Origin of the sequence: Vibrio sp. Vb2131 (assembly GCF_033338535.1) — a bacterium.
In the GTDB taxonomy this organism is placed as follows: Bacteria; Pseudomonadota; Gammaproteobacteria; order Enterobacterales; family Vibrionaceae; genus Vibrio; species Vibrio alginolyticus.
The window spans coordinates 19,757-40,403 of the sequence record NZ_JAWOSW010000007.1; the positions used below are offsets into that span (position 1 = coordinate 19,757).

Annotated in this window: 19 protein-coding genes; 9 read left to right on the top strand and 10 right to left on the bottom strand. The window is 44.8% G+C overall.

Going from position 1 to position 20,647, the window contains the following annotated elements; translation table 11 throughout:
- Nucleotides 1-2: 2 nt before the first annotated feature.
- Entirely contained in the window at nt 3-1,115 is a 1,113-nt protein-coding gene (locus tag R7E38_RS09785; RefSeq protein ID WP_226083826.1) for an anhydro-N-acetylmuramic acid kinase, read from the top strand.
- 36 nt (nt 1,116-1,151) lie between these two features.
- Nucleotides 1,152-2,081, top strand: coding sequence for an N-acetylmuramic acid 6-phosphate etherase (gene murQ, locus R7E38_RS09790; RefSeq protein WP_025768437.1), 930 nt, complete (start codon nt 1,152-1,154; stop codon nt 2,079-2,081).
- A gap of 51 nt (nt 2,082-2,132) precedes the next feature.
- Here the strand turns inward: murQ and R7E38_RS09795 are convergent, their stop codons facing one another.
- A complete protein-coding gene (locus R7E38_RS09795; protein WP_053350226.1) occupies nt 2,133-2,405 on the bottom strand; it encodes a hypothetical protein in 273 nt (90 codons plus the stop codon).
- A gap of 113 nt (nt 2,406-2,518) precedes the next feature.
- A complete protein-coding gene (locus tag R7E38_RS09800) occupies nt 2,519-2,860 on the bottom strand; it encodes a DUF2799 domain-containing protein (protein ID WP_005381912.1) in 342 nt (113 codons plus the stop codon).
- A 280-nt stretch (nt 2,861-3,140) separates the two neighbouring features.
- Here R7E38_RS09800 and R7E38_RS09805 point away from each other — a divergent pair, with 280 nt between their 5' ends.
- From R7E38_RS09805 to R7E38_RS09820, 4 genes are all read left to right on the top strand, one after another.
- Complete coding sequence (locus tag R7E38_RS09805) at nt 3,141-4,625, top strand: carbon starvation protein A (RefSeq protein ID WP_005381914.1); 1,485 nt, start codon at nt 3,141-3,143, stop codon at nt 4,623-4,625.
- Between the two features lie 193 nt (nt 4,626-4,818).
- Complete coding sequence (locus tag R7E38_RS09810) at nt 4,819-6,489, top strand: sensor histidine kinase (protein ID WP_104975869.1); 1,671 nt, start codon at nt 4,819-4,821, stop codon at nt 6,487-6,489.
- A 31-nt stretch (nt 6,490-6,520) separates the two neighbouring features.
- Nucleotides 6,521-7,249 carry a two-component system response regulator BtsR gene (gene btsR, locus R7E38_RS09815; RefSeq protein ID WP_005381917.1) on the top strand — a complete coding sequence of 243 codons (729 nt, stop codon included), beginning with the start codon at nt 6,521-6,523 and terminating at the stop codon, nt 7,247-7,249.
- 71 nt (nt 7,250-7,320) lie between these two features.
- A complete protein-coding gene (locus tag R7E38_RS09820) occupies nt 7,321-7,794 on the top strand; it encodes a low molecular weight phosphatase family protein (protein WP_033906110.1) in 474 nt (157 codons plus the stop codon).
- A gap of 47 nt (nt 7,795-7,841) precedes the next feature.
- Here the strand turns inward: R7E38_RS09820 and ispH are convergent, their stop codons facing one another.
- The 6 genes from ispH to murJ form a co-directional block, all read right to left on the bottom strand.
- Entirely contained in the window at nt 7,842-8,807 is a 966-nt protein-coding gene (gene ispH / locus R7E38_RS09825; protein ID WP_017636164.1) for a 4-hydroxy-3-methylbut-2-enyl diphosphate reductase, read from the bottom strand.
- A 24-nt stretch (nt 8,808-8,831) separates the two neighbouring features.
- A complete protein-coding gene (gene fkpB / locus R7E38_RS09830) occupies nt 8,832-9,263 on the bottom strand; it encodes an FKBP-type peptidyl-prolyl cis-trans isomerase (protein ID WP_005381922.1) in 432 nt (143 codons plus the stop codon).
- Between the two features lie 144 nt (nt 9,264-9,407).
- The gene (gene lspA / locus R7E38_RS09835; RefSeq protein WP_005385948.1) at nt 9,408-9,914 is read right to left on the bottom strand and encodes a signal peptidase II; all 507 of its coding nucleotides are present in this window, start codon (nt 9,912-9,914) and stop codon (nt 9,408-9,410) included.
- Between the two features lie 73 nt (nt 9,915-9,987).
- On the bottom strand, nt 9,988-12,816 hold the full coding sequence (gene ileS, locus R7E38_RS09840) for an isoleucine--tRNA ligase (RefSeq protein ID WP_213896350.1): 2,829 nt from the start codon (nt 12,814-12,816) through the stop codon (nt 9,988-9,990).
- Nucleotides 12,817-12,880: 64 nt separating this feature from the next.
- Nucleotides 12,881-13,816, bottom strand: a complete 936-nt coding sequence (ribF, locus tag R7E38_RS09845; RefSeq protein ID WP_005381933.1) for a bifunctional riboflavin kinase/FAD synthetase — start codon at nt 13,814-13,816, stop codon at nt 12,881-12,883.
- A 69-nt stretch (nt 13,817-13,885) separates the two neighbouring features.
- Nucleotides 13,886-15,448 (bottom strand): murein biosynthesis integral membrane protein MurJ, encoded by a 1,563-nt coding sequence (murJ, locus tag R7E38_RS09850; protein WP_222712336.1) that lies wholly within the window; start codon nt 15,446-15,448, stop codon nt 13,886-13,888.
- Between the two features lie 305 nt (nt 15,449-15,753).
- Between murJ and rpsT the strand changes: the two genes are divergently transcribed.
- Nucleotides 15,754-16,014: a 30S ribosomal protein S20 gene (rpsT, locus tag R7E38_RS09855; protein ID WP_005381938.1), complete on the top strand. Its 261-nt coding sequence runs from the start codon at nt 15,754-15,756 to the stop codon at nt 16,012-16,014.
- Between the two features lie 304 nt (nt 16,015-16,318).
- On the opposite strand, the gene R7E38_RS09860 is transcribed toward rpsT, so the two are convergent.
- Both R7E38_RS09860 and nhaR read right to left on the bottom strand, forming a co-directional pair.
- Nucleotides 16,319-16,627: an ArsR/SmtB family transcription factor gene (locus R7E38_RS09860; protein ID WP_005381940.1), complete on the bottom strand. Its 309-nt coding sequence runs from the start codon at nt 16,625-16,627 to the stop codon at nt 16,319-16,321.
- A 288-nt stretch (nt 16,628-16,915) separates the two neighbouring features.
- Nucleotides 16,916-17,806 (bottom strand): transcriptional activator NhaR, encoded by an 891-nt coding sequence (gene nhaR, locus R7E38_RS09865; protein WP_005381942.1) that lies wholly within the window; start codon nt 17,804-17,806, stop codon nt 16,916-16,918.
- A gap of 386 nt (nt 17,807-18,192) precedes the next feature.
- Between nhaR and R7E38_RS09870 the strand changes: the two genes are divergently transcribed.
- Together R7E38_RS09870 and R7E38_RS09875 are read left to right on the top strand one after the other, a co-directional pair.
- On the top strand, nt 18,193-19,338 hold the full coding sequence (locus R7E38_RS09870; RefSeq protein WP_025768431.1) for a Na/Pi symporter: 1,146 nt from the start codon (nt 18,193-18,195) through the stop codon (nt 19,336-19,338).
- Between the two features lie 147 nt (nt 19,339-19,485).
- Entirely contained in the window at nt 19,486-20,628 is a 1,143-nt protein-coding gene (locus R7E38_RS09875) for a flavohemoglobin expression-modulating QEGLA motif protein (RefSeq protein WP_206959261.1), read from the top strand.
- Nucleotides 20,629-20,647 lie beyond the last annotated feature (19 nt).

The following is a 20,647-nucleotide window of genomic DNA, read 5'->3' on the forward strand; positions in this document are numbered from 1 at the left end:
CTATGAAATTTAACGAACTGTACATTGGTGTGATGTCTGGAACGAGTATGGATGGTGTTGATACCGCTCTAGTTGAAATAAGCGATGAGCACGTTCGTCTGATTGCGCACGACGACTACCCAATGCCCGCAGCACTAAAAGACATGCTGTTATCTGTTTGTACCGGTCAAGCAACAAATTTAAAAGCCATAGGTGAACTTGACCATCAGCTCGGCCACCTATTTGCAGATGCTGTGTTACAGCTGCTCAATAAGTCTGATTACGTCGCAGATCAAATTCGTGCGATTGGTAATCACGGTCAAACAGTGTTCCATCAGCCTACCGGAAACTTGCCGTTTACCACTCAATTGGGCGATGCAAACATTATCGCGGTCAAGACAGGCATTGATACGGTAGCGGATTTTCGTCGTAAAGACATGGCGCTAGGTGGACAAGGTGCCCCACTCGTCCCTGCTTTCCATAAAAGCATTTTTGCGATGCAGGATTCCACAACTGTGGTGCTTAACATTGGAGGCATTGCCAATATCTCGGTACTGCATCCAGAACAACCAGTCATTGGCTATGACACAGGCCCGGGCAATATGTTGATGGACGCATGGTGTGCGCTGCATACTGGGCAAAGCTTCGACGAAGATGCACAATTTGCACTTAAAGGAACGGTAAACGCTGCTTTGTTGACTCAATTACTCAAAGAAGCTTACCTCGCCATGCCAGCCCCTAAAAGTACCGGACGAGAACTGTTCAATATTGACTGGCTGCATCAACAACTGGCCCATCACAATTTACCAATCGAAGACGTACAACGTACACTTTGCGAGTATTCTGCAATTACCATTGCCAACGAAGTCGACAAGTTTTCTCATGGCATCACACCTCAACTATTGGTCTGTGGCGGTGGAGCAAGAAACCCGCTTTTGATGCAACGACTGGCCAAGTTATTGCCACAATGGAGCGTTGCGACAACGGCAGAAAAAGGTGTTGATGGCGATTACATGGAGGCAATGGCGTTTGCTTGGCTTGCGCAGCGTCATATTCACGGCCTCCCTAGCAACTTACCGGAAGTTACGGGGGCAAGTCGTCTCGCTTCACTGGGTGTACTCTATTCAAAAAATTAAGGGCAATAGATCCTAAACAAAAAGGCTTAATTCATTATGACGAACGATGCACTTATCGCAGCTTTATCCCATCTGGTATCTGAAGGGCGAAATCCAGACACCATGGACATCGACTTGCTGCCTTCTCTCGATATTGTTCAACGCATCAACCAACAGGACAAACTCGTTCCTCTTGCCGTTGAAAAAGTATTGCCTGAGATCGCTGAAGCCGTTGATAAGATCACGGAAGCATTTAAGGTCGGAGGTCGGTTGTTTTACATCGGTGCGGGTACCAGTGGTCGACTTGGCGTTTTGGACGCTTCAGAATGCCCACCAACTTTTGGCACAGACCCAGAGATGGTCGTTGGTATTATTGCCGGTGGAAAAGAGGCAATGTTCCGTGCAAAAGAAGGGGCGGAGGACGACCCAGCATTGGGCGAGCAAGATCTTAAAGAGAATACGCTAACACAACGCGATGTCGTCGTTGGTATTGCGGCAAGTGGACGAACACCTTACGTGATTGGTGGCTTAGAGTATGCGAACGAGCTTGGTGCCACCACTGTAGCACTATCTTGTAACCCTGACTCTCCGATTGCAGATATTGCTGATATTGCGATTAGCCCCGTTGTTGGACCTGAAGCGTTAACGGGATCCACTCGCTTAAAATCAGGGACAGCACAAAAACTCGTACTGAACATGCTCACTACCGCAAGCATGATTCGCCTGGGCAAAAGTTATCAGAACTTAATGGTAGATGTGAAAGCGACGAATGCAAAGCTAGTTGCAAGAGCGGCTCGTATTGTTATGCAAGCAACAGATTGTACTAACCAAGAGGCTAAAACGGCGCTCAAAGAAACGGACTACGACGCCAAGTTAGCGATTTTGATGATTTTAACCGGGCTGGATAAAGAAAGCGCAACTGAGCAACTGAACGCCAAGCAAGGATATTTAAGAAAAGTCGTGATCGAGCAAGCTAATCAATCTTAATCAATAAAGCGCCTCACTTATTTAAAAGTCAGGCGCCTTTTATGGCTTAATTTAGTAGTTCAATCGTTCAATGTGAGTAATACCGACTTTACCTTCAAGGTCACTGAACATATGAACCATTGCTGGGTATGGTTGTGCTCCAGGGTAGACAACTTCTGCATTACAGAAAAACGCATAGTTTTGTCCGGCTACGACTTGAGTAGCCACAACCAAAGGGGAGTATTTGACACCGACAAACCCCTCGATACCTTTAGCAAATACTTCTTTATTATCTGCTGTGAGTTCATGAAATGGACTCCAGCCACCAGCCATTTGCGTTGACATAATGTGATTCCTTTTTTCTGTGCTCACTATCAAGCAGTATGAACATAGTTTAATAAGGAAGATTTTGCCACATTTATGTGATGCAGACAGTGTAACAACGGCTTTATTGACTATTAATTTGAGTATTCATTCCAACCACGTTGCCATTCCATGCGGAATTTTTGCGCTTGCTCAGTACCTTCACAAACCCCTTCGTAATACTGACCAGATAACCCCATTTGATACGCAAAAGCAGGATTACAGTACTCACGTAAACCTTCTAAATAACCTTGGTCGTAGTCACTTTGCTTAACACTACCCAACTCACGAAGCTCGCTCATCGTGCGCGATGTGTGTCCGGTTATGCCATCTTGATATCCGATCTGATGCCAATCTCCCGACTTGGCAAGATCTGCTGTCGTTGCTGTGCATCCTGCAAGTAAAGCCAGTGCCAGACCTACCGTTACCTTTTTCATGGTTCTTCCTTAAGTAGTTGTTTTCAAAAATAAGCTTACCACTAATTATTGGCGCTTGCCGCTGAGCTTGCAGATTTAACCACTGATGACTCAAATCAGCCACTCAAGACTGTCATCAACCTTTCGCCATTTTTAAAAACCGCTCAAGCAGCATATCGACCACTCAGTGCTCTATTCGACCACTCATCTACTAACCGAATGCATTTAACACAAGTGACGCATAACATGCATCCTGAGATTAAAAAATTACCCTACCCAACTAAGACCAAGGACAATTGCTATGATGTGGTTTCTAACCTGTGTCGCAGCCCTAATCGGCGGATATTTCATCTACGGCGCTTTCGTCGAGAAGATTTTCGGCATCAATGAAAAACGCCAAACGCCAGCTCACACCAAATCGGACGGTGTTGACTTCGTTCCAATGTCAACAAAGAAAGTTTACCTAGTTCAACTACTAAACATCGCAGGTGTGGGTCCAATTTTTGGCCCGATCATGGGGGCACTATACGGTCCTGCGGCGATGCTTTGGATTGTAGTCGGTTGTATTTTTGCTGGTGCAGTACACGATTACTTCTCAGGCATGCTTTCAGTGCGTAACGGCGGTGCATCTGTACCTACCATTACAGGTCGCTACCTAGGTAATGGCGCAAAACACTTTATGAATATTTTTGCCATTGTCCTATTGCTTCTAGTTGGCGTAGTGTTCGTTTCAGCCCCTGCTGGCATGATTACTAACCTCATCAATGATCAAACAAGCTTGAGTGTAAGCATGACAACGATGGTTATTGCTATCTTTGCTTACTACATCATTGCGACGATTGTTCCTGTCGATAAAATCATTGGTCGTTTCTACCCACTGTTTGGCGCCCTACTTATCTTTATGTCTGTTGGCCTAATGACAGCCGTTGCTTTCTCTAGCGAACACACAGTAATGGGTGACTTCCAAGTTTCGGACATGTTCTCTAACCTCAACCCAAATGACATGCCGTTATGGCCTGCATTGTTCATCACTATCGCATGTGGCGCTATCTCTGGCTTCCACGCAACTCAGTCTCCACTGATGGCGCGTTGTATGGAAAATGAGAAAAACGGTCGCTTCGTATTCTACGGTGCAATGATTGGTGAAGGTGTTATCGCGCTAATTTGGTGTGCTATCGCTCTGTCTTTCTTCGGCTCTCTAGACGCTCTATCCGAAGCTGTGAAAAACGGTGGTCCTGGTAACGTGGTATACAGCGCATCATTTGGTCTGCTAGGTGTGTTCGGTGGTATCCTTGCGTTCCTGGGGGTGGTTATCCTACCAATTACGTCTGGCGATACAGCGTTCCGTTCAAGCCGCTTGATCCTTGCTGAATACTTCAACATGGAACAAAAAACGCTACGTAACCGTCTACTGATGGCACTTCCACTGTTCGTTATCGGCGGTATCTTAACTCAAGTAGACTTCGGCATTATCTGGCGCTACTTCGGTTTTGCAAACCAAACAACAGCGGTAATGATGCTTTGGACTGCGTCCGCTTACCTACTGCGTCACAACAAGCTGCACTGGATTACCACTATCCCAGCTATCTTCATGACCACGGTATGTGTCACGTTCATCTTAAACAACAGCTCGCTAGGTTTTGGTCTGCCAATGCAACTATCAACTATCGTAGGTATTGTGTTTGCCCTAGCTGTGACAGGTTACGTTATCAAAACCTCTAAGGGTAAAGGTGAAACTGAACTGGCTGACGAAGAGAAACCACAAGCCGTATCAGAAACAGCGTAATACTCGTCACATCTGAGTGACTAAGATAGGAGCCTGCCAATTGCAGGCTCTTTTTGTTTTATACCCAAGTCACTTTAAGACTCAGAAAGCACAGCGCAGCATCATTTACTTAGCTGTTCTTATCTATCTGAGCCAAGCATCTTGAGGTTACTTAGGTATACAATAACAACATTGATTCTAGGTTAGGTTCACTATGGAACTAGTCATCTCCCTTTTACAACAGATGTGTGTGTACTTAGTTTTGGCTTACATGCTAAGTAAAACGCCAATCATCTTACCTTTGCTGAGTATTTCTTCGCGCTTAAGCCACCGCCTAATTTGTTACGTACTCTTCTCTGGCTTTTGTATTCTCGGCACCTATTTCGGTCTGCACATCAACGATGCTATTGCCAATACTCGTGCGATCGGCGCAGTTATGGGCGGGCTGTTTGGTGGACCTGTTGTAGGTTTCGCCGTCGGATTTACTGGTGGCATCCATCGATACTCTCTTGGTGGCTTTACTGACCTAGCCTGCGCAATTTCAACCACCGCCGAGGGCGTAATTGGTGGCTTACTCCACGTTTACCTTATCAAGCGAAATAAAGGCGCATTGCTGTTTAATCCAAGCGTCGTATTCAGCGTCACGTTTGTTGCAGAAGTGGTGCAAATGATTTTGCTGCTCGCCGTCGCGAAACCTTTTGATCAAGCCTATGAACTGGTGTCCGCTATTGCAGCGCCTATGATCATCGCGAATTCATTTGGTGCGGCGTTGTTCATGAGTATCCTGCAAGACAGAAAAGCAATCTTTGAAAAGTTTTCTGCGACGTTTTCGCGTCGAGCGCTCACCATTGCTGATCGCTCAGTGGGAATTCTAAGCAACGGCTTCAACACCGAAAACGCAGAGAAAATCGCGCGTATTATTTACGAAGAAACCAAAGTGGGCGCTGTCGCGATTACTGACCAAGAAAAAATCTTGGCGTTTGTGGGTATTGGCGATGATCACCATAAACCAAACACGCCGATTTCATCGCAAAGCACATTAGACTCCATGGAGAAAAACGACATCATTTATCTTGATGGCGCGGAGCGTCCATACCAATGCTCCATTGCAAAAGATTGCAAGCTCGGATCTGCGCTGATCATCCCACTGCGTGCAGGGAAAGAGGTCATTGGTACCATAAAGCTGTATGAACCGAAGCGTAAATTGTTCTCGACGGCCAACATGTCGATGGCGGAAGGAATAGCCCAGCTTCTATCTAGCCAAATCCTTTATGGCGATTACCAACAACAACAAGCCTTACTCGCCCAAGCAGAAATAAAATTGCTTCACGCTCAGGTGAATCCACACTTTTTGTTTAATGCACTCAATACTATTAGTGCGATTACTCGTCGTGACCCTGACAAAGCGCGCGAGCTAATCCAAAATTTATCGCACTTCTTCCGCAGCAATTTAAAGCAGAACATTAATACCGTGACGTTAAAGGAAGAGCTTGCACATGTGAACTCGTACTTGAGCATCGAAAAAGCGCGTTTTACGGACCGCTTAGAGGTTGAAATCGATATTCAACCTGAATTGCTGGACATCAAATTACCAAGCTTTACACTCCAGCCTTTGGTTGAGAATGCCATTAAGCATGGCATTTCAAACATGCTTGAAGGTGGTAAAGTTCATATCTACAGCGAAGCACACCCACAAGGTCACTTGATTATCGTCGAAGACAACGCAGGCAGTTTTGAACCGCCAAAAGAAAACCACTCAGGCCTAGGTTTAGAAATTGTCGACAAACGTCTCACTAATCAATTTGGACGTGATGCAGCGCTAAAAATTACGTGCGAGCCACATCAATTTACTAAAATGAGCTTTATCATTCCCCCAAAATCATAAAAGCACGCTGAAGCAATAAAGGTAATGTTGGATGTTAACCGCACTCGTCATTGATGATGAACAGTTTGCTCGTGAAGAGCTAGCAGAGTTACTGGATGAAACAGGCCAAGTTGAGGTCGTGGGCGATGCCTCAAACGCAATCCTTGGCCTAAAAAAAATCAATGAACTTAAGCCTGATGTAGTGTTTCTCGATATCCAAATGCCTCAAGTCACGGGGATTGAACTACTTGGGATGCTTGATCCAGAAACCATGCCTTATGTGGTTTTTGTCACGGCTTATGATCAGTATGCGATTCAAGCATTTGAAGACAATGCCTTTGATTACTTGCTCAAACCTGTCGACCCATGCCGGTTAACTAAAACGGTCAAACGACTAAACAAAGTCATTAGCCAATCCGCCCTAACGCAACAACTGTCTGCTATTACACCTGACACGTTGGATCAGATACCGTGCATCGGACACAACCGCATCGTTATCATGGCCACCGACACGGTGGAATGTGCTTACAGTGATATCAGCGGCGTGCATGTACGCTCCACCAGCCAAACCGCGAGCACCCAACTGACATTAAAAACGTTGGAAGAGAAAACCCCTCTAGTCCGCTGCCATCGTCAATACTTAGTCAGTATTAAAGCGATTAGCGAAATCAAGTTACTGGAAAATGGGTTAGCGGAAATCATCACCAAAACAGGCTTTGAGATACCAGTAAGCCGCCGCTACTTAAAGGTGCTCAAAGAGATGCTCGGCATTAGCCACTAACACAAAAACTTCACACATCATCGCTGAGTTTCCGCTAGCGTATAAATAGGACGCTCTGAAAAGACGAGGCGATGATGTATAAAGTTTTATTCATATGTAAGCACAACGCTGGACGAAGCGTCCTCGCGGAGTCAATCGCAACCAATATCCTGCCAGCAGATTTTAGTGTCACCAGTGGAGGCTCACATCCCACAGGCAAGGTGCACCCAGTGGTGCAAAAATATTTAGATGACCACCAACTCCCCATTCCGCATATCCACACGCATTCATGGGAGGAGCGAACTCAGTTTCTTCCCGACATCGTTATTATTCTCTGTGATTCTTTACATCAAGAAACCGCTCCTCAGTGGCTTGCAGGTGGTGTTCGAGTAAACTGGCAAGTTGATGCTTTTCCGACCGATGGTTCTGATGAAGACATGTACGCACATTGCGAAAAGGTTGCTCAATCGCTTGAGCGAAGAATCACGAAGGTGTCTGATATGATTATCGATGGTTTAGGAAAAGACCAAATTCGTGATTACCTAAATGAGTTAAGAGAGATGTAAAAAAGGCGACCCCACAGGTCGCCTTTTGAATATTCGATAAATGGAGACTAATCCACTTGCTTGATTTGCAGTTCTTTAGGTACTTCAAAGAACATATTCTCTTCACGGCCAAGTACTTCATCAACCGCTTCGGCACCAACGAGTTCTTTGATTCGCTCTAGAATCTGATTAACGAGCTCTTCCGGAGCAGATGCTCCCGCAGTCACGCCGACCTTTGTTTTGCCTTCAAACCACTCAGGTTTGATATCTTCCGGACAGTCGGTTAAGTAGCCAGGTGTCCCTAGCTTTTCAGCTAGCTCTTTAAGACGTGTAGAGTTTGATGAGTTTTTAGAACCCACCACAACCATCACATCTACGTCACCAGCTAATTCACGTACGGCATCTTGGCGGTTTTGTGTCGCGTAACAGATATCGTCTTTACGTGGACCTTGGATATCTGGGAACACGCGGCGTAGCTCTTCGATAACATCGGCAGTTTCATCGACAGAAAGCGTCGTTTGGCTTACGTAATGAAGATCGGATGGATCTTTCACAATCGCCTTCAGTTTCTCAACATCGGCTGGAGTTTCAACCAAGTACATACCACCGGTTTCACTGGCGTATTGCCCCATCGTACCTTCGACTTCAGGGTGACCTGCGTGACCAATCAGAACCACTTCCATATTACGACGGCTCGCACGCGCCACTTCCATATGCACCTTGGTTACTAAAGGACACGTTGCGTCAAATACGGTCAAATCACGCAGCTTGGCTTCCTGACGAACCGCCTGCGATACACCATGAGCAGAAAAAATCACAATGTTGTTGTCTGGCACTTCATGCAGCTCTTCAACGAAGATAGCACCACGCTGTTTTAGACCTTCAACCACAAAACGGTTATGCACCACTTCATGACGCACATAAATCGGTGGCTGATACATCTCTAGCGCACGCTCTACGATGCTAATCGCGCGGTCAACACCAGCACAGAAACCACGTGGGTTAGCTAACAGGATTTTCATTTCATTGCTCATGGAAGTTATCTTTTATTTGGTTCGCTATTCTACTGACAAAATTTCAACTTCGAAAGTCACGTCTTGTCCCGCTAGAGGATGGTTGAAGTCCACAGTGACTGAATCGCCTGCAATCTCTGTAATAATGCCCGGGATTTCCATGCCATCAGGGCCACTGAAGGCCATGATTGTACCAACTTCCACTTCTGCATCACCTACAAATTTAGTGCGATCCATATAGTGAATATGATCAGGGTTTGGCATACCAAACGCGTCTTCTGCCTTTAGCTCAATCGCTTTTTGTGCGCCTGTTTCGAGGCCTATCAAGCACTGCTCAAAGTTTTCACTCAAGCTGCCATCACCCATAACAAATTTCGCTGGTTTACCCATGTTATGAGTACTATCTGCAACCGATCCGTCTTTCATTTTAATCGTAAAGTGAAGGGTTACTACCGATTCATTGGTTATTGTTGTCACGTTAATGCTTCCTTGTTCTTGGGTTATTACGCTGTCAGCTTGGTCTTTTTATACATTGATATGCTGATTGGCGCTCCAACATAATAAAAAGCGTCGCTCGAATCAACGGACGACGCTTAGGGTTATTCGATATACCGCAAAAGATTACTTGTCAGCGTCTTTTTTACGGAAGCCATCCAGAATAATCATTGCCGCACCAATACAGATCGCCATGTCAGCAAGGTTGAATGCTGGCCAGTGGTAGTTACCCCAGAAGAAGTCTAGGTAATCAACAACAAAGCCATGAACGACGCGGTCAAACACGTTGCCCACTGCACCACCAATAATCAGTGCATAAGCAATGTTGTTCCATTTTTCTTTTGCTGGAAGCTTACTCATCCAGTAGGTCAAAAGACCCGTAACAACAAACGCGATACCTGTAAATAACCAGCGCTGCCAACCAGCTTGATCGCTCAAGAAGCTGAAAGCGGCACCGTAGTTATGAACGTAAAGTAGGTTGAAGAATGGCAACACCTCAATTCGGTTTGCCCATCCGTAGCCCATGTTGTCCATCACCACCAATTTGATGCCAATATCTGCAATAAATACCAGAATTGCTAACCACAGCCAGCGAACTCCAGATTGCTTTAACGTCAGTGCTTTTTCACTCATTACTTTACCTACAAACAGCCCCAGTAAATACTGGGGCTGTTAATTTTAAAAAAAGTTCAGTCGTTCTAGGCAATTACGCGAATTTACGTACTTCACCTTCGCCGTCTACGTTAGACACACAACGACCACAGATCTTCTCGTGACCTTCGATTGTGCCTACGTCTGGCGTGTGATGCCAACAACGGTCACACTTCTCGCCTTCAGCTGCTGCTACTTCAACAAACAAGCCTTCGATATCTGTCGCTTGTGCTGCATCCGTCTTCTCACCTAGAGGCTTAACTTTCGCAGCAGATGTTAGTAGAACAAAGCGCAGTTCATCTTCAAGTTTGTTGATCTTCGCCGCTAGTGCGTCATCAGCAAATAGAGTCACTTCAGCTTGTAGTGCACCACCAATGGTTTTCTCTTTACGCGCATCTTCTAGAAGTTTGTTTACTGCACCACGAACCGCTTGGATCTCAGTCCAGAATTCGTTGTTCAGCTCTTCACCTTCAGCAAGACCGAATAGGCCGTCGAACCACTCACCAGTGAATACGAACTTGTCGCGTTGACCTGGCATTTCGTTCCAGATTTCATCTGCAGTGAACGACATGATTGGCGCCATCCAACGAACTAGCGCTTCTACGATGTAGTAAAGTGCTGTCTGACAGCTACGTTGAGCGTTGCCGCCACGTTTTGCTGTGTACTGACGGTCTTTAATTACGTCTAGGTAGAAAGAGCCCATTTCGATTGAACAGAATTGCATTAGACGCTGAGTTACACCGTGTGTGTTGTACTCTTCGTATGCTTTAACAATCTCTTCTTGTGCTGCTAGTGCACGACCAACTGCCCAGCGATCTAGCGCAACCATCTCTTCAACAGGAACGATGTCTGTTTCAGGGTTGAAGCCGCTCAGGTTAGCTAGGAAGAAACGCGCTGTGTTACGGATACGACGGTAAGCATCTGCGCTACGTTTTAGGATTTCATCAGAAACCGCAACTTCACCAGTGTAGTCTGTTGAAGCAACCCATAGACGAAGAATGTCAGCACCTAGCTTGTTAGTTACGTCTTTTGGCGCAACCACGTTACCGATAGATTTAGACATCTTACGACCCTGACCATCAACCACGAAACCGTGTGTCAGTACTTGTTTGTAAGGCGCTTCGTCTTTCATCGCGATAGATGAAATTAGAGAAGACTGGAACCAACCACGGTGTTGGTCAGAACCTTCTAGGTATAGGTCTGCACTGTTGCCGTTGTACTCTTCACGAGCATCAACAACAGAGAAGTGAGTCACACCTGAATCGAACCATACGTCTAGCGTATCTAGCACTTTTTCGTATTGGTCAGCGTCTGCACCTAGTAGTTCAGCTGCATCTACATCCCACCATGCTTGGATGCCTTTCTCTTCAACCAGCTTAGCGACTTTCTCGATCAGCTCTAGCGTGTTTGGATGAAGTTCTGCTGTTTCTTTATGAACAAACAGAGCAATTGGCACACCCCAAGTACGTTGACGAGAGATACACCACTCAGGGCGACCTTCGATCATACCTTCGATGCGGCTTTGACCCCACTCAGGCATCCACTCTACGTTCTTGATTGACTCTAGTGCTTTAGCACGTAGGCCAGCTTGGTCCATAGAAACGAACCATTGAGGCGTAGCACGGAAGATGATTGGAGTCTTATGACGCCAACAGTGTGGGTAGCTGTGCTCGTAAGCGTGGTGGTGTAGTAGTGCACCTTTTTCTTTCAGTACTTCTACTACCGCATCGTTCGCTTTAAATACGTGCTGACCAGCAAACAGCTCTGTATCTGGTAGGTAAACACCGTTTGAACCAACTGGGTTTGCTACTTCTAGGTTGTACTTATTACCAACCGCGAAGTCTTCTTGACCGTGACCAGGTGCAGTGTGAACAACACCAGTACCTGAATCAGTTGTAACGTGATCACCAAGGATCGCCGGTACAGTGAAATCGTAGAATGGGTGTTGGAATTGAGAAAGCTCTAGATCCGCACCTTTAGCAAAGCCAAGGTTGTGGAAGTGCTCGATACCCGCACGGTCCATTACGTCTTTCGCCAGCTCAGCAGCAACGATAATACGCTCAGCGTTGTCGCCTTCTGTTTGGATAAGCACGTACTCTAGATCATCACGTAGACATACTGCGCGGTTTGCTGGCAGTGTCCAAGGTGTTGTTGTCCAGATAACGATAGATACGTCACCGTGACCTTCATGACCTTCTGTCAGTTCAAACTTAGACAATAGTGCCGCTTCGTCAGCCGTTTTAAAACGAACGTCGATAGATGGCGATACTTTATCTTTGTACTCTACTTCCGCTTCAGCAAGAGCAGAACCACAGTCTGTACACCAGTGAACAGGTTTGAAACCTTTTAGCAGGTGACCATTGCTTGCGATCTTACCAAGAGCACGAATAATGTTCGCTTCAGTTGCGAAATCCATAGTGCGGTATGGCTTGTCCCACTCACCCATGATACCAAGGCGTTTGAAGCTCTCTTTCTGACCTTCAACCTGACCTGCTGCGTATTCACGACATTTCTCGCGGAATTCCGCTGCTGTCACTTTTTGGCCTGGCTTACCTACTTTCTTCTCTACCATTAATTCGATTGGTAGACCGTGGCAGTCCCAGCCTGGGATGTAAGGTGCGTCAAAACCTGAAAGTGTTTTGGATTTAATAATAATGTCTTTAAGAATCTTGTTTAGTGCGTGACCAATATGAATGTCACCATTTGCGTAAGGAGGGCCATCGTGCAATACGAATGACTTTTTGCCTTTCTTAGCTTTACGGATTTCACCGTAAAGATCTTCTTTGTACCAACGCTTAAGCATTTCTGGCTCACGATTGGCCAGGTTGCCGCGCATTGGAAACCCTGTTTCAGGTAAGTTCAGGGTATCTTTATACTCACTCATCGATTCTTAATTCCGTTATATTGGGCGAAAATTAGACATTATGTTGAACGGTGGAATAAACCGCTCAACGCTTAAGCTGACGCAGCCACACCCTTGCTGCTTCAGCATCCAATTCGATTTGTTGTTTAAGTGCTTCAAACGACTCAAACTTTTGCTCATCTCGAAGTTTATGCAAAAGTTCTACTTCTAGTTGCTTGCCATATAAATTGGCATGAAAGTCGAATAAGTGCACTTCTAACTGTTGGCGAACACCATTGACGGTTGGTCTTTGACCAATATTAGCAACACCACCAACTGGCTTATTTCCTAAGCCAAGCGCTTGAACAACATAGACTCCGGAAACCGGAGAAACACAGCGTTTCAAAGGAATATTTGCAGTAGGGAACCCAATGGTTCGACCTAGCTTTCTTCCATGAGAAACACGACCGCTGATGCTGTAGTTTCTTCCCAGCATCTGTTGCGCGGAATGCAAATCGTCACGCGCCAGCGCTTGACGGATAGCCGTACTGCTGACACGTAATTGTTGTAAACAAAAGCTCTGGGTACTTACGACATCAAAGCCGTATTTTTCCCCTGCTTCCTGCAGCATTGCAAAGTTACCTGTACGGCCTTTGCCAAAGCAGAAATCATCACCAACGACAAGAAACTTAACACCCAAACGCTCGACCAACAAGTCACGGATAAACTCTTCCGCGGTTAAACTTGCAAAATGGCGATTGAAATTGACACACAGTAAGCGGTCAATATCGAGCTTACTCAATTGCACGAACTTATCGCGTAATCGCGTCAACCTTGCAGGTGCCTTGTCTTTGGCAAACAGCTCCATCGGCTGAGGTTCAAAGGTCATCACAACAGAAGGCAAGGATAGCCTGTCCGCTTGCTCAGACACTTGCTGCAATACTTGTTGATGGCCTTTATGGACACCATCGAAATTGCCAATAGTCAGCACACAACCATGATGTCGCGGGTTGATATTGTGAATGCCTCTAATCAGTTCCATTGGATACTGCTTTCTGCCTCTGTTTTACTTTACACTGTGTGAAACTGACGGATTATATACTAATCACCCTCAGTCTGTCCCAGCTTTTAGGTCTTTTAAACGCGCACCAGTTAAAAATAGAACCACTAGGTAAACCACGGCTCCTAAACCGATCAACATCCCTAGCACCGCGCTTCGGTGAGCAAAGCTCCAGCCCAGCCATACTGACATATCTTCCAGTTGCCATAAGATTGCCGCAACCATCGCCGCGCCAGCAATAGCTAAACGTATAATAAAGAAGACGGTTCGCTTAGTGATTTGGTATACCTCTGCGATGTGCAGGCCACGATACAGCAGTGCCATATTCACAAATGCCGATAGTGCTGTCGCGATAGCCAAGCCAACGTAGCCATAGAAGTACGCAAAAATTGCATTAAATACCATGTTGGTCACCATCGCAATGATGCCGTATTTCACTGGCGTTTTGGTGTCTTGACGCGAGTAATAACCCGGAGCAAGCACTTTAATCAGCATAAAGTTCAACAAGCCTGAAGCGTAAGCAAAGAGTGACAATGATGCTTGATGTACGTCTTGTGGCGAAAACTCACCTCGCATGAATAACACCATCAACATAGGTTTTGCCAGTACCATCAAACCAAGCATTGCAGGAAGGCCAAGTAAGATCACCATGCGCACCCCCCAGTCCATGGTTTGTGCGAATCCTTCATTTTGTGCGTCAACATGTTTGCGTGATAATGCTGGTAAAATCACCGTTGCAATAGCAATACCAAACAGACCTAACGGGAATTCCAACAAGCGATCTGAATAGTACAACCAACTGATCGAACCGGTTTGCAGAAAGCTGGCAATAAAAGTATCAAACAACAAGTTGATTTGGCTTACCGACACACCGAACAAAGCAGGAATCATTAAGGTTCGGATCTTCACCACGCCCGGATCGCGCCAGCCCCATTTTGGCTTAACCATAACCCCCGCTTTAATAAGGAAAGGGATTTGAAATAAGAACTGAACCAAACCACCAAGGAAAACACCGATGGCAAGACCAATCTCTGACTGTGACATCTGCGGCGAGATAAACCATGCTGCCAAAATGATCATTACGTTGAGGAAGACGGGAGTAAACGAAGAAACCGCAAACTTACCTAGTGTATTAAGAATCGCTCCCGATAGGGCAACAAAAGTGATGAACCATAAATAAGGAAAGGTAATCTTGAGCATCACGCTAGCAAGTTCGAACTTCTCAGCCGCGGGACCACCATGCATCCAGTCTAGGAACCAACCAAAACCAAACAGTGCAGTCACCACACCGGAACCTAGAATACCTAAGATGGTAACAATTGAGACTATCACCCCCAACGTGCCCGCTGCACGAGCAATGAGCTCCCGAGTTTTATCCATGTCGCCTTGAGCATGGCTTTCCGTTAAAACAGGTACAAACGCTTGGGAAAAAGCACCTTCAGCAAACAAACGTCGTAAAAAATTAGGAATTTTATTGGCGAAGAAAAAGACGTCTGCGCTTGCTCCTGCCCCCATTAAACTTGCCACTACAACATCACGAACTAGGCCAAGAACGCGGGAAATAAATGTCATAGCACTGACGATCATGCCAGACTTGAGTAGTCGTTTACTCACTGTAACCTCGGAATATCACCATAAGACAGCTAACCCTATACTGTTTCTCTGACAGGTGCTGCAAATAGACGTCAAAAATCTATCCGCGGGTTGTAAGGAATAAGTGTGCCTTTCGCGGATAATTATTAGCATTGGTATAAAAATGCTGTTAGAATCCCCGCCATCTTAACCGCGATAACCTCTCTTACCAAAATTTGTTTTGGCTTAGATCGGTTTTTGCACAAATCATTTGACATTTAAGCGCAAATGAGGGATATTCCTCGCCCTTAAATTGTCACAGAACTAAGTTTTTGGGAGTTAGACCCTTGGCAAATAGTAAATCTGCTAAGAAGCGCGCTATCCAAGCTGAGAAACGTCGTCAGCACAATGCTAGCCGTCGCTCAATGATGCGTACTTACATGAAGAAAACTGTTGCTGCTATCGAAGCAGGCGACAAAGAAGCTGCAACTGCTGCATTCGCTGTAGTTACACCTATCCTAGACCGCATGGCAACTAAAGGCCTTATTCACAAGAATAAAGCAGCTCGCCATAAGTCTCGTTTCGCTGCACAAATCAAAGCTCTTTAATAGAGTCCTGATTTTACAGTGAAGAAAAAACCGACCTTGTGTCGGTTTTTTTATATCTACAAAATTTTCTTAATAAAAAAAGCTGGCAATGCCAGCTTTTCTTTTTCTGAATGTCCCATTTAAAGACATCAGCTTATTCATTACCCATATAACGCTCATACTAGAAAGCACTAATAAAACACTTGAGAACAAAGCAAATTGATCGATGAGTAGTACCCTATCATCAAAAGTTTAACGCCACTCTCAAATATTCCAACAAGTTAGATTCACACTCTAAGATGGGCAGTATATTAGGACTATTTAATTAATGTTGAGCACTCTCAGCACAATAAAGACTATGCAGTGTTTTTATTAACGCTTTCACTTCATCACTCTTTAATGTGTAGTACACCGTTTGTGCTTCTTTCCTTGTCGTGACTAACTCATCACGGCGAAGCCAAGCAAGATGCTGAGATAATGCCGACTGGCTTAGCTCTAACTTTGCACACAGCTCTCCCACGGACAGCTCTTGGTTATGCAGCATACAAAGGATTTGTAGGCGTCTCTCGTTTGCCATCGCTTTGAGCAACACGACGGCTTTTGCGGAGTTCTGCTCCATTTCTTGTAGATTCATGTGTTGGACCTCTAGCTACAACTTACTTATTCCAACCCTGGCCAGCTTGTTGTGTTGCACTGATTTATATATCTAAGAAAATCAAGATACACTTCCAGAGTCTTCATTATTAGAACCTCTAATTTAGTTGTTAGTGATACACCAATATTATCCACCAAGGACTTTAATTGGTGCGCCATCAATAATTAATAGTTTTGCTCACTAAAACAAGTATCTTGCTTACTTAGATATTATTTAGAATTATATTTTTATTGATAGTAATCTATTTATTTACGCAACGATACGGGTTTACTCAAACATTTGACTGAAATCAGCATCACAAACATTTTTTACCGCGGGGTGTTGGATCATTCGTTCCGCAAAAATCACGTAGTACTCTTCTTTTAGCCCATCGACATGGCCAATTAGCTGTAAATTTCGGTCGTCTTCAATCTCCGACATGTATACGGTCGGTGCCAAGAAAATCACATCATCGTGGTACCGAGCAAAAGCTTTCATCAACGCAACATCATCAAACTCCCCCAGCACATTGGGTTGAAGGCCTTGACGATCAAACCATTGAATAACTTTACGCCCCATAGCCGTTCGGCTCGCGGGAATCAGAAGTTTTTTTTGTTCCAAGATCTCAGGGAATCGCACATTTTCAATTTCAGAAGAAGCAAAAAAGCTCATGCTACTTTCACCTAACTTTTTGCTATAAAGGCCAGGACTTTGAGTAGAATCAACGGGACAATCTGAAAGGATCATATCTAGCTTGTGCTGAGAAAGGCGTTCAAGTAGCAGTTCGTGGGTTGATTCATAACAGCGTAAATGAATACTGTTATCTTCCGGGACGGTCGTCATCAGTACTTTACTGACCAAGCGTTTAGATAACGCATCGGCTACACCAACTTCAAATAGAATGTTCGAGTGCTGGCTGTAATTGACGATATCTAACATCTCATAACTCAAACCGAACATCCGGTCGGCGTACTTAAACACAAGCTGACCTAACTCAGTGGGCTCAACTGTACGACCATTGCGCTTGGTTAACTTTCCTTTCATGCGCTCTTCAAGCGCTTTAATCTGTCCTGTCACGGTTTGCGGTGTCAGGAAGAGCGCGTCAGCCGCCTTAGTTACAGAGCCCTGTTTGCACACCATCCAGAAATAATAGAGATGGTTGTAGTTTAGATGTGACATGATCGAGTCCCGAAAAGAAAGTGATACTTTTTATACCAAATGTGACAGAGACAAACAATAAACTCGACAAAACCATACAATACCTTACAAAAGCATAAGTTTTACCGAAAGTATAAAGTCAACACTGTCATAAAAGTTGAACTGAGGCGCATTTTCTCTACAAAAAAAACGCAAAAACCAAACAAAACGAAATCAAAATTTAACCATTAAAATCAACAAGTTAAAAATTAATTTTCTTCCTCTTTTACGCCATTATCAAAAAGAACAATAAAAATCTCTCACAGCAAGAAATCTGTAATATTACTGAAATATTTGTTCTCTAACATCGCCCGCAGATTCAACTACAGACCGAAAAATGAACTGAAAGGTCAACGGAGAAAATTATGATGAACCAAGCTACTTCAACAGTGGCACCAATTTCGAGCACAGCTCGTTGGTTACGCTGGGCTAACTTGGCATTCATGTTATATCTGCTTCTTCTAGCAGTATCTATGGTTGGTAGTGGCTTTAAATGGGCAACTGGCGATCAAGCTAAGGTGCTATTTGAATTTGCCGCACACCCAGTTGCAGGTCTAATGATCGGCTTGGTGGCAACAGCCTTAATTCAGTCTTCAAGTACTGTAACGTCTATTATTGTAGGCTTGGTTGCAGGTGGCTTACCTGTAGAAACCGCTATCCCTATGGTGATGGGTGCTAACATTGGTACCACAGTGACCAATACGCTTGTATCTCTTGGCCACGTGCGCTGTAAAGAAGAGTTCAAACGTGCATTTGCAAGTGCAACCATTCACGACTTCTTCAACTTGCTTGCTGTCGCTATTTTCCTTCCGTTGGAAATGATGTTCGGCATTTTAGAGAAAGTTTCTCACTGGCTTGTTTCTCCACTGCTTGCTACTGGTGATATGAGCATTAAAGGCTTCAACTTTATTAAACCAATTACAAAGCCAGTCGTAGGCGCAATTAAAGAGCCACTTTCTACCTTCGGTGATACTGTTGGCGGCGTCATGCTTATTGCTTTGGGTATTGCGACTATCTTCGTTGCAATCACAGTGATGGGTAAATTGATGAAGAGCCTAATGGTTGGTCGCGCACGTGAAATTTTGAAAAACGCCATCGGTCGTGGTCCTATTCACGGCATCGTATCAGGCTCAATCGTGACCGTTCTAGTACAATCTTCCTCAACCACGACAAGTTTAATGGTTCCGTTGGTTGGTACTGGCGTGTTGAAAGTACGAGATATCTACCCTTTCACTCTGGGTGCTAACATTGGTACTTGTATTACGGCACTACTAGCAGCGACAGCGGTATCTGGAGAGTTCGCAGTATTCGCACTTCAAATCGCTCTAGTCCACTTAGTATTTAACATCATGGCGACGCTGTTTATCTTTGGAATTCCATTCCTACGTGAGATTCCGGTTAAAGGCGCTGAGATGATTTCTGAAATGGCTATTAAGAATAAAGCTGTTGTTGGTGGCTACCTAATGTCAGTATTCGTTATTCTACCAGGTGCGATTCTAGCCCTAACAACGTAACAACAACGACATACCATCGCTTATTGTTTAGGCTCCACATCGTGGAGCCTTTTTTATGATAATTAAACTGTTCAAATCGATTGTCCAGTGATAATTTGAGCCACATCAGCATGCTTATGCTGAGCTATCTCATTTGGAGTCGACAACATGACGCAGCTTAATGACGCTATTTCTGATCAGCTACTCGCAATAGACGAAAACCTAACCCAACTGGTTGCTGATATTGATATCCTCAGTAGCGTGAATCCTCTTAATTATGCTCAAGAAAGAGAACGTTTCATTAAAAACAAATATTCTCAAGAGCCTAATTTTCAATATTCAATTACTAATGTAGATACTCACAGCGCAAAGCGACGTCTATATGAGCTACCTCTAGAAAACATTCAAGACACCCAATTGCAAAGGCTGTACGCGGATGTAATTCAGTCTTATGCAGATAAACTGGATCAAGTGAATACCATCGGCACGCAAGAGTTTCTTTATAACTCCTTACGCTATTATGGGGAACCGAGCGCCAAAGATATTGCCAACGCCCATTTCATATTGCACCTTCCTACAGAAGAAGAAAAAGAACCTCAGCACGATAGCCGTGCAATAGCACGTTTCATGCAAAATTTTGCTCAACGCAATGGGTATGAATGTGAAATACAGGTGTTGGACGGGATGTTAGCAAACGCACTAGTTTCAGGGTCTCGAGTCAAAATTAACCACGCGGCGTACATCACCACTGATGAGCTGGAGGCTCTTGCACATCATGAAATGGGAGTACATCTCCTGACTACGCTTAACGGTCGTCAACAACCGCTAAAAGTCCTGAGCTTAGGTTGTCCTGCCAATACCAACACTCAAGAAGGGCTGGCTATATTATGTGAGTATCTGTCAGGACATTTCAGTATCAAGCGCCTAAGAACCTTATCCTTACGAGTTCTGGCAGTAGAGTCGATGATCAAGGATCGCGATTTCCGCCATACGTTCATGCTATTAAAAGAACAGTATAAAGCTTCTGATCTTCAAGCATTTACAACGACTGCCCGAGTCTATCGAGGTGGAGGTTTAACGAAGGATTACTTGTATCTTAGAGGATTCCGAGAGGTGCTCAATGCCTATGATAAATTGGGCGATGACTTTTCACTATTGTTGTGCGGGAAAACAGAGCTGAAGTACTTTGAGCTTATCCGTTCATTAGTGAGTAAAGAAATATTCACTCAACCTAAGTTTATTAGCCCGGCACTGTCCACACCGATGCAGACCAACCCAATTCACCGTTATATTGTCAGTGCACTAAAATAATACCTTCTAAGTACAAAAA

Excerpts from the sequence above, each read along its gene's own strand:
- R7E38_RS09785 (WP_226083826.1), top strand. The coding sequence starts at position 3 with ATGAAATTTAACGAACTGTACATTGGTGTGATGTCTGGAACGAGTATG.
- murQ (WP_025768437.1), top strand. The coding sequence starts at position 1,152 with ATGACGAACGATGCACTTATCGCAGCTTTATCCCATCTGGTATCTGAA.
- R7E38_RS09795 (WP_053350226.1), bottom strand. The coding sequence starts at position 2,405 with ATGTCAACGCAAATGGCTGGTGGCTGGAGTCCATTTCATGAACTCACA.
- R7E38_RS09800 (WP_005381912.1), bottom strand. The coding sequence starts at position 2,860 with ATGAAAAAGGTAACGGTAGGTCTGGCACTGGCTTTACTTGCAGGATGC.
- R7E38_RS09805 (WP_005381914.1), top strand. The coding sequence starts at position 3,141 with ATGATGTGGTTTCTAACCTGTGTCGCAGCCCTAATCGGCGGATATTTC.
- R7E38_RS09810 (WP_104975869.1), top strand. The coding sequence starts at position 4,819 with ATGGAACTAGTCATCTCCCTTTTACAACAGATGTGTGTGTACTTAGTT.
- btsR (WP_005381917.1), top strand. The coding sequence starts at position 6,521 with ATGTTAACCGCACTCGTCATTGATGATGAACAGTTTGCTCGTGAAGAG.
- R7E38_RS09820 (WP_033906110.1), top strand. The coding sequence starts at position 7,321 with ATGATGTATAAAGTTTTATTCATATGTAAGCACAACGCTGGACGAAGC.
- ispH (WP_017636164.1), bottom strand. The coding sequence starts at position 8,807 with ATGAGCAATGAAATGAAAATCCTGTTAGCTAACCCACGTGGTTTCTGT.
- lspA (WP_005385948.1), bottom strand. The coding sequence starts at position 9,914 with ATGAGTGAAAAAGCACTGACGTTAAAGCAATCTGGAGTTCGCTGGCTG.
- ileS (WP_213896350.1), bottom strand. The coding sequence starts at position 12,816 with ATGAGTGAGTATAAAGATACCCTGAACTTACCTGAAACAGGGTTTCCA.
- ribF (WP_005381933.1), bottom strand. The coding sequence starts at position 13,816 with ATGGAACTGATTAGAGGCATTCACAATATCAACCCGCGACATCATGGT.
- R7E38_RS09860 (WP_005381940.1), bottom strand. The coding sequence starts at position 16,627 with ATGAATCTACAAGAAATGGAGCAGAACTCCGCAAAAGCCGTCGTGTTG.
- nhaR (WP_005381942.1), bottom strand. The coding sequence starts at position 17,806 with ATGTCACATCTAAACTACAACCATCTCTATTATTTCTGGATGGTGTGC.
- R7E38_RS09870 (WP_025768431.1), top strand. The coding sequence starts at position 18,193 with ATGAACCAAGCTACTTCAACAGTGGCACCAATTTCGAGCACAGCTCGT.
- R7E38_RS09875 (WP_206959261.1), top strand. The coding sequence starts at position 19,486 with ATGACGCAGCTTAATGACGCTATTTCTGATCAGCTACTCGCAATAGAC.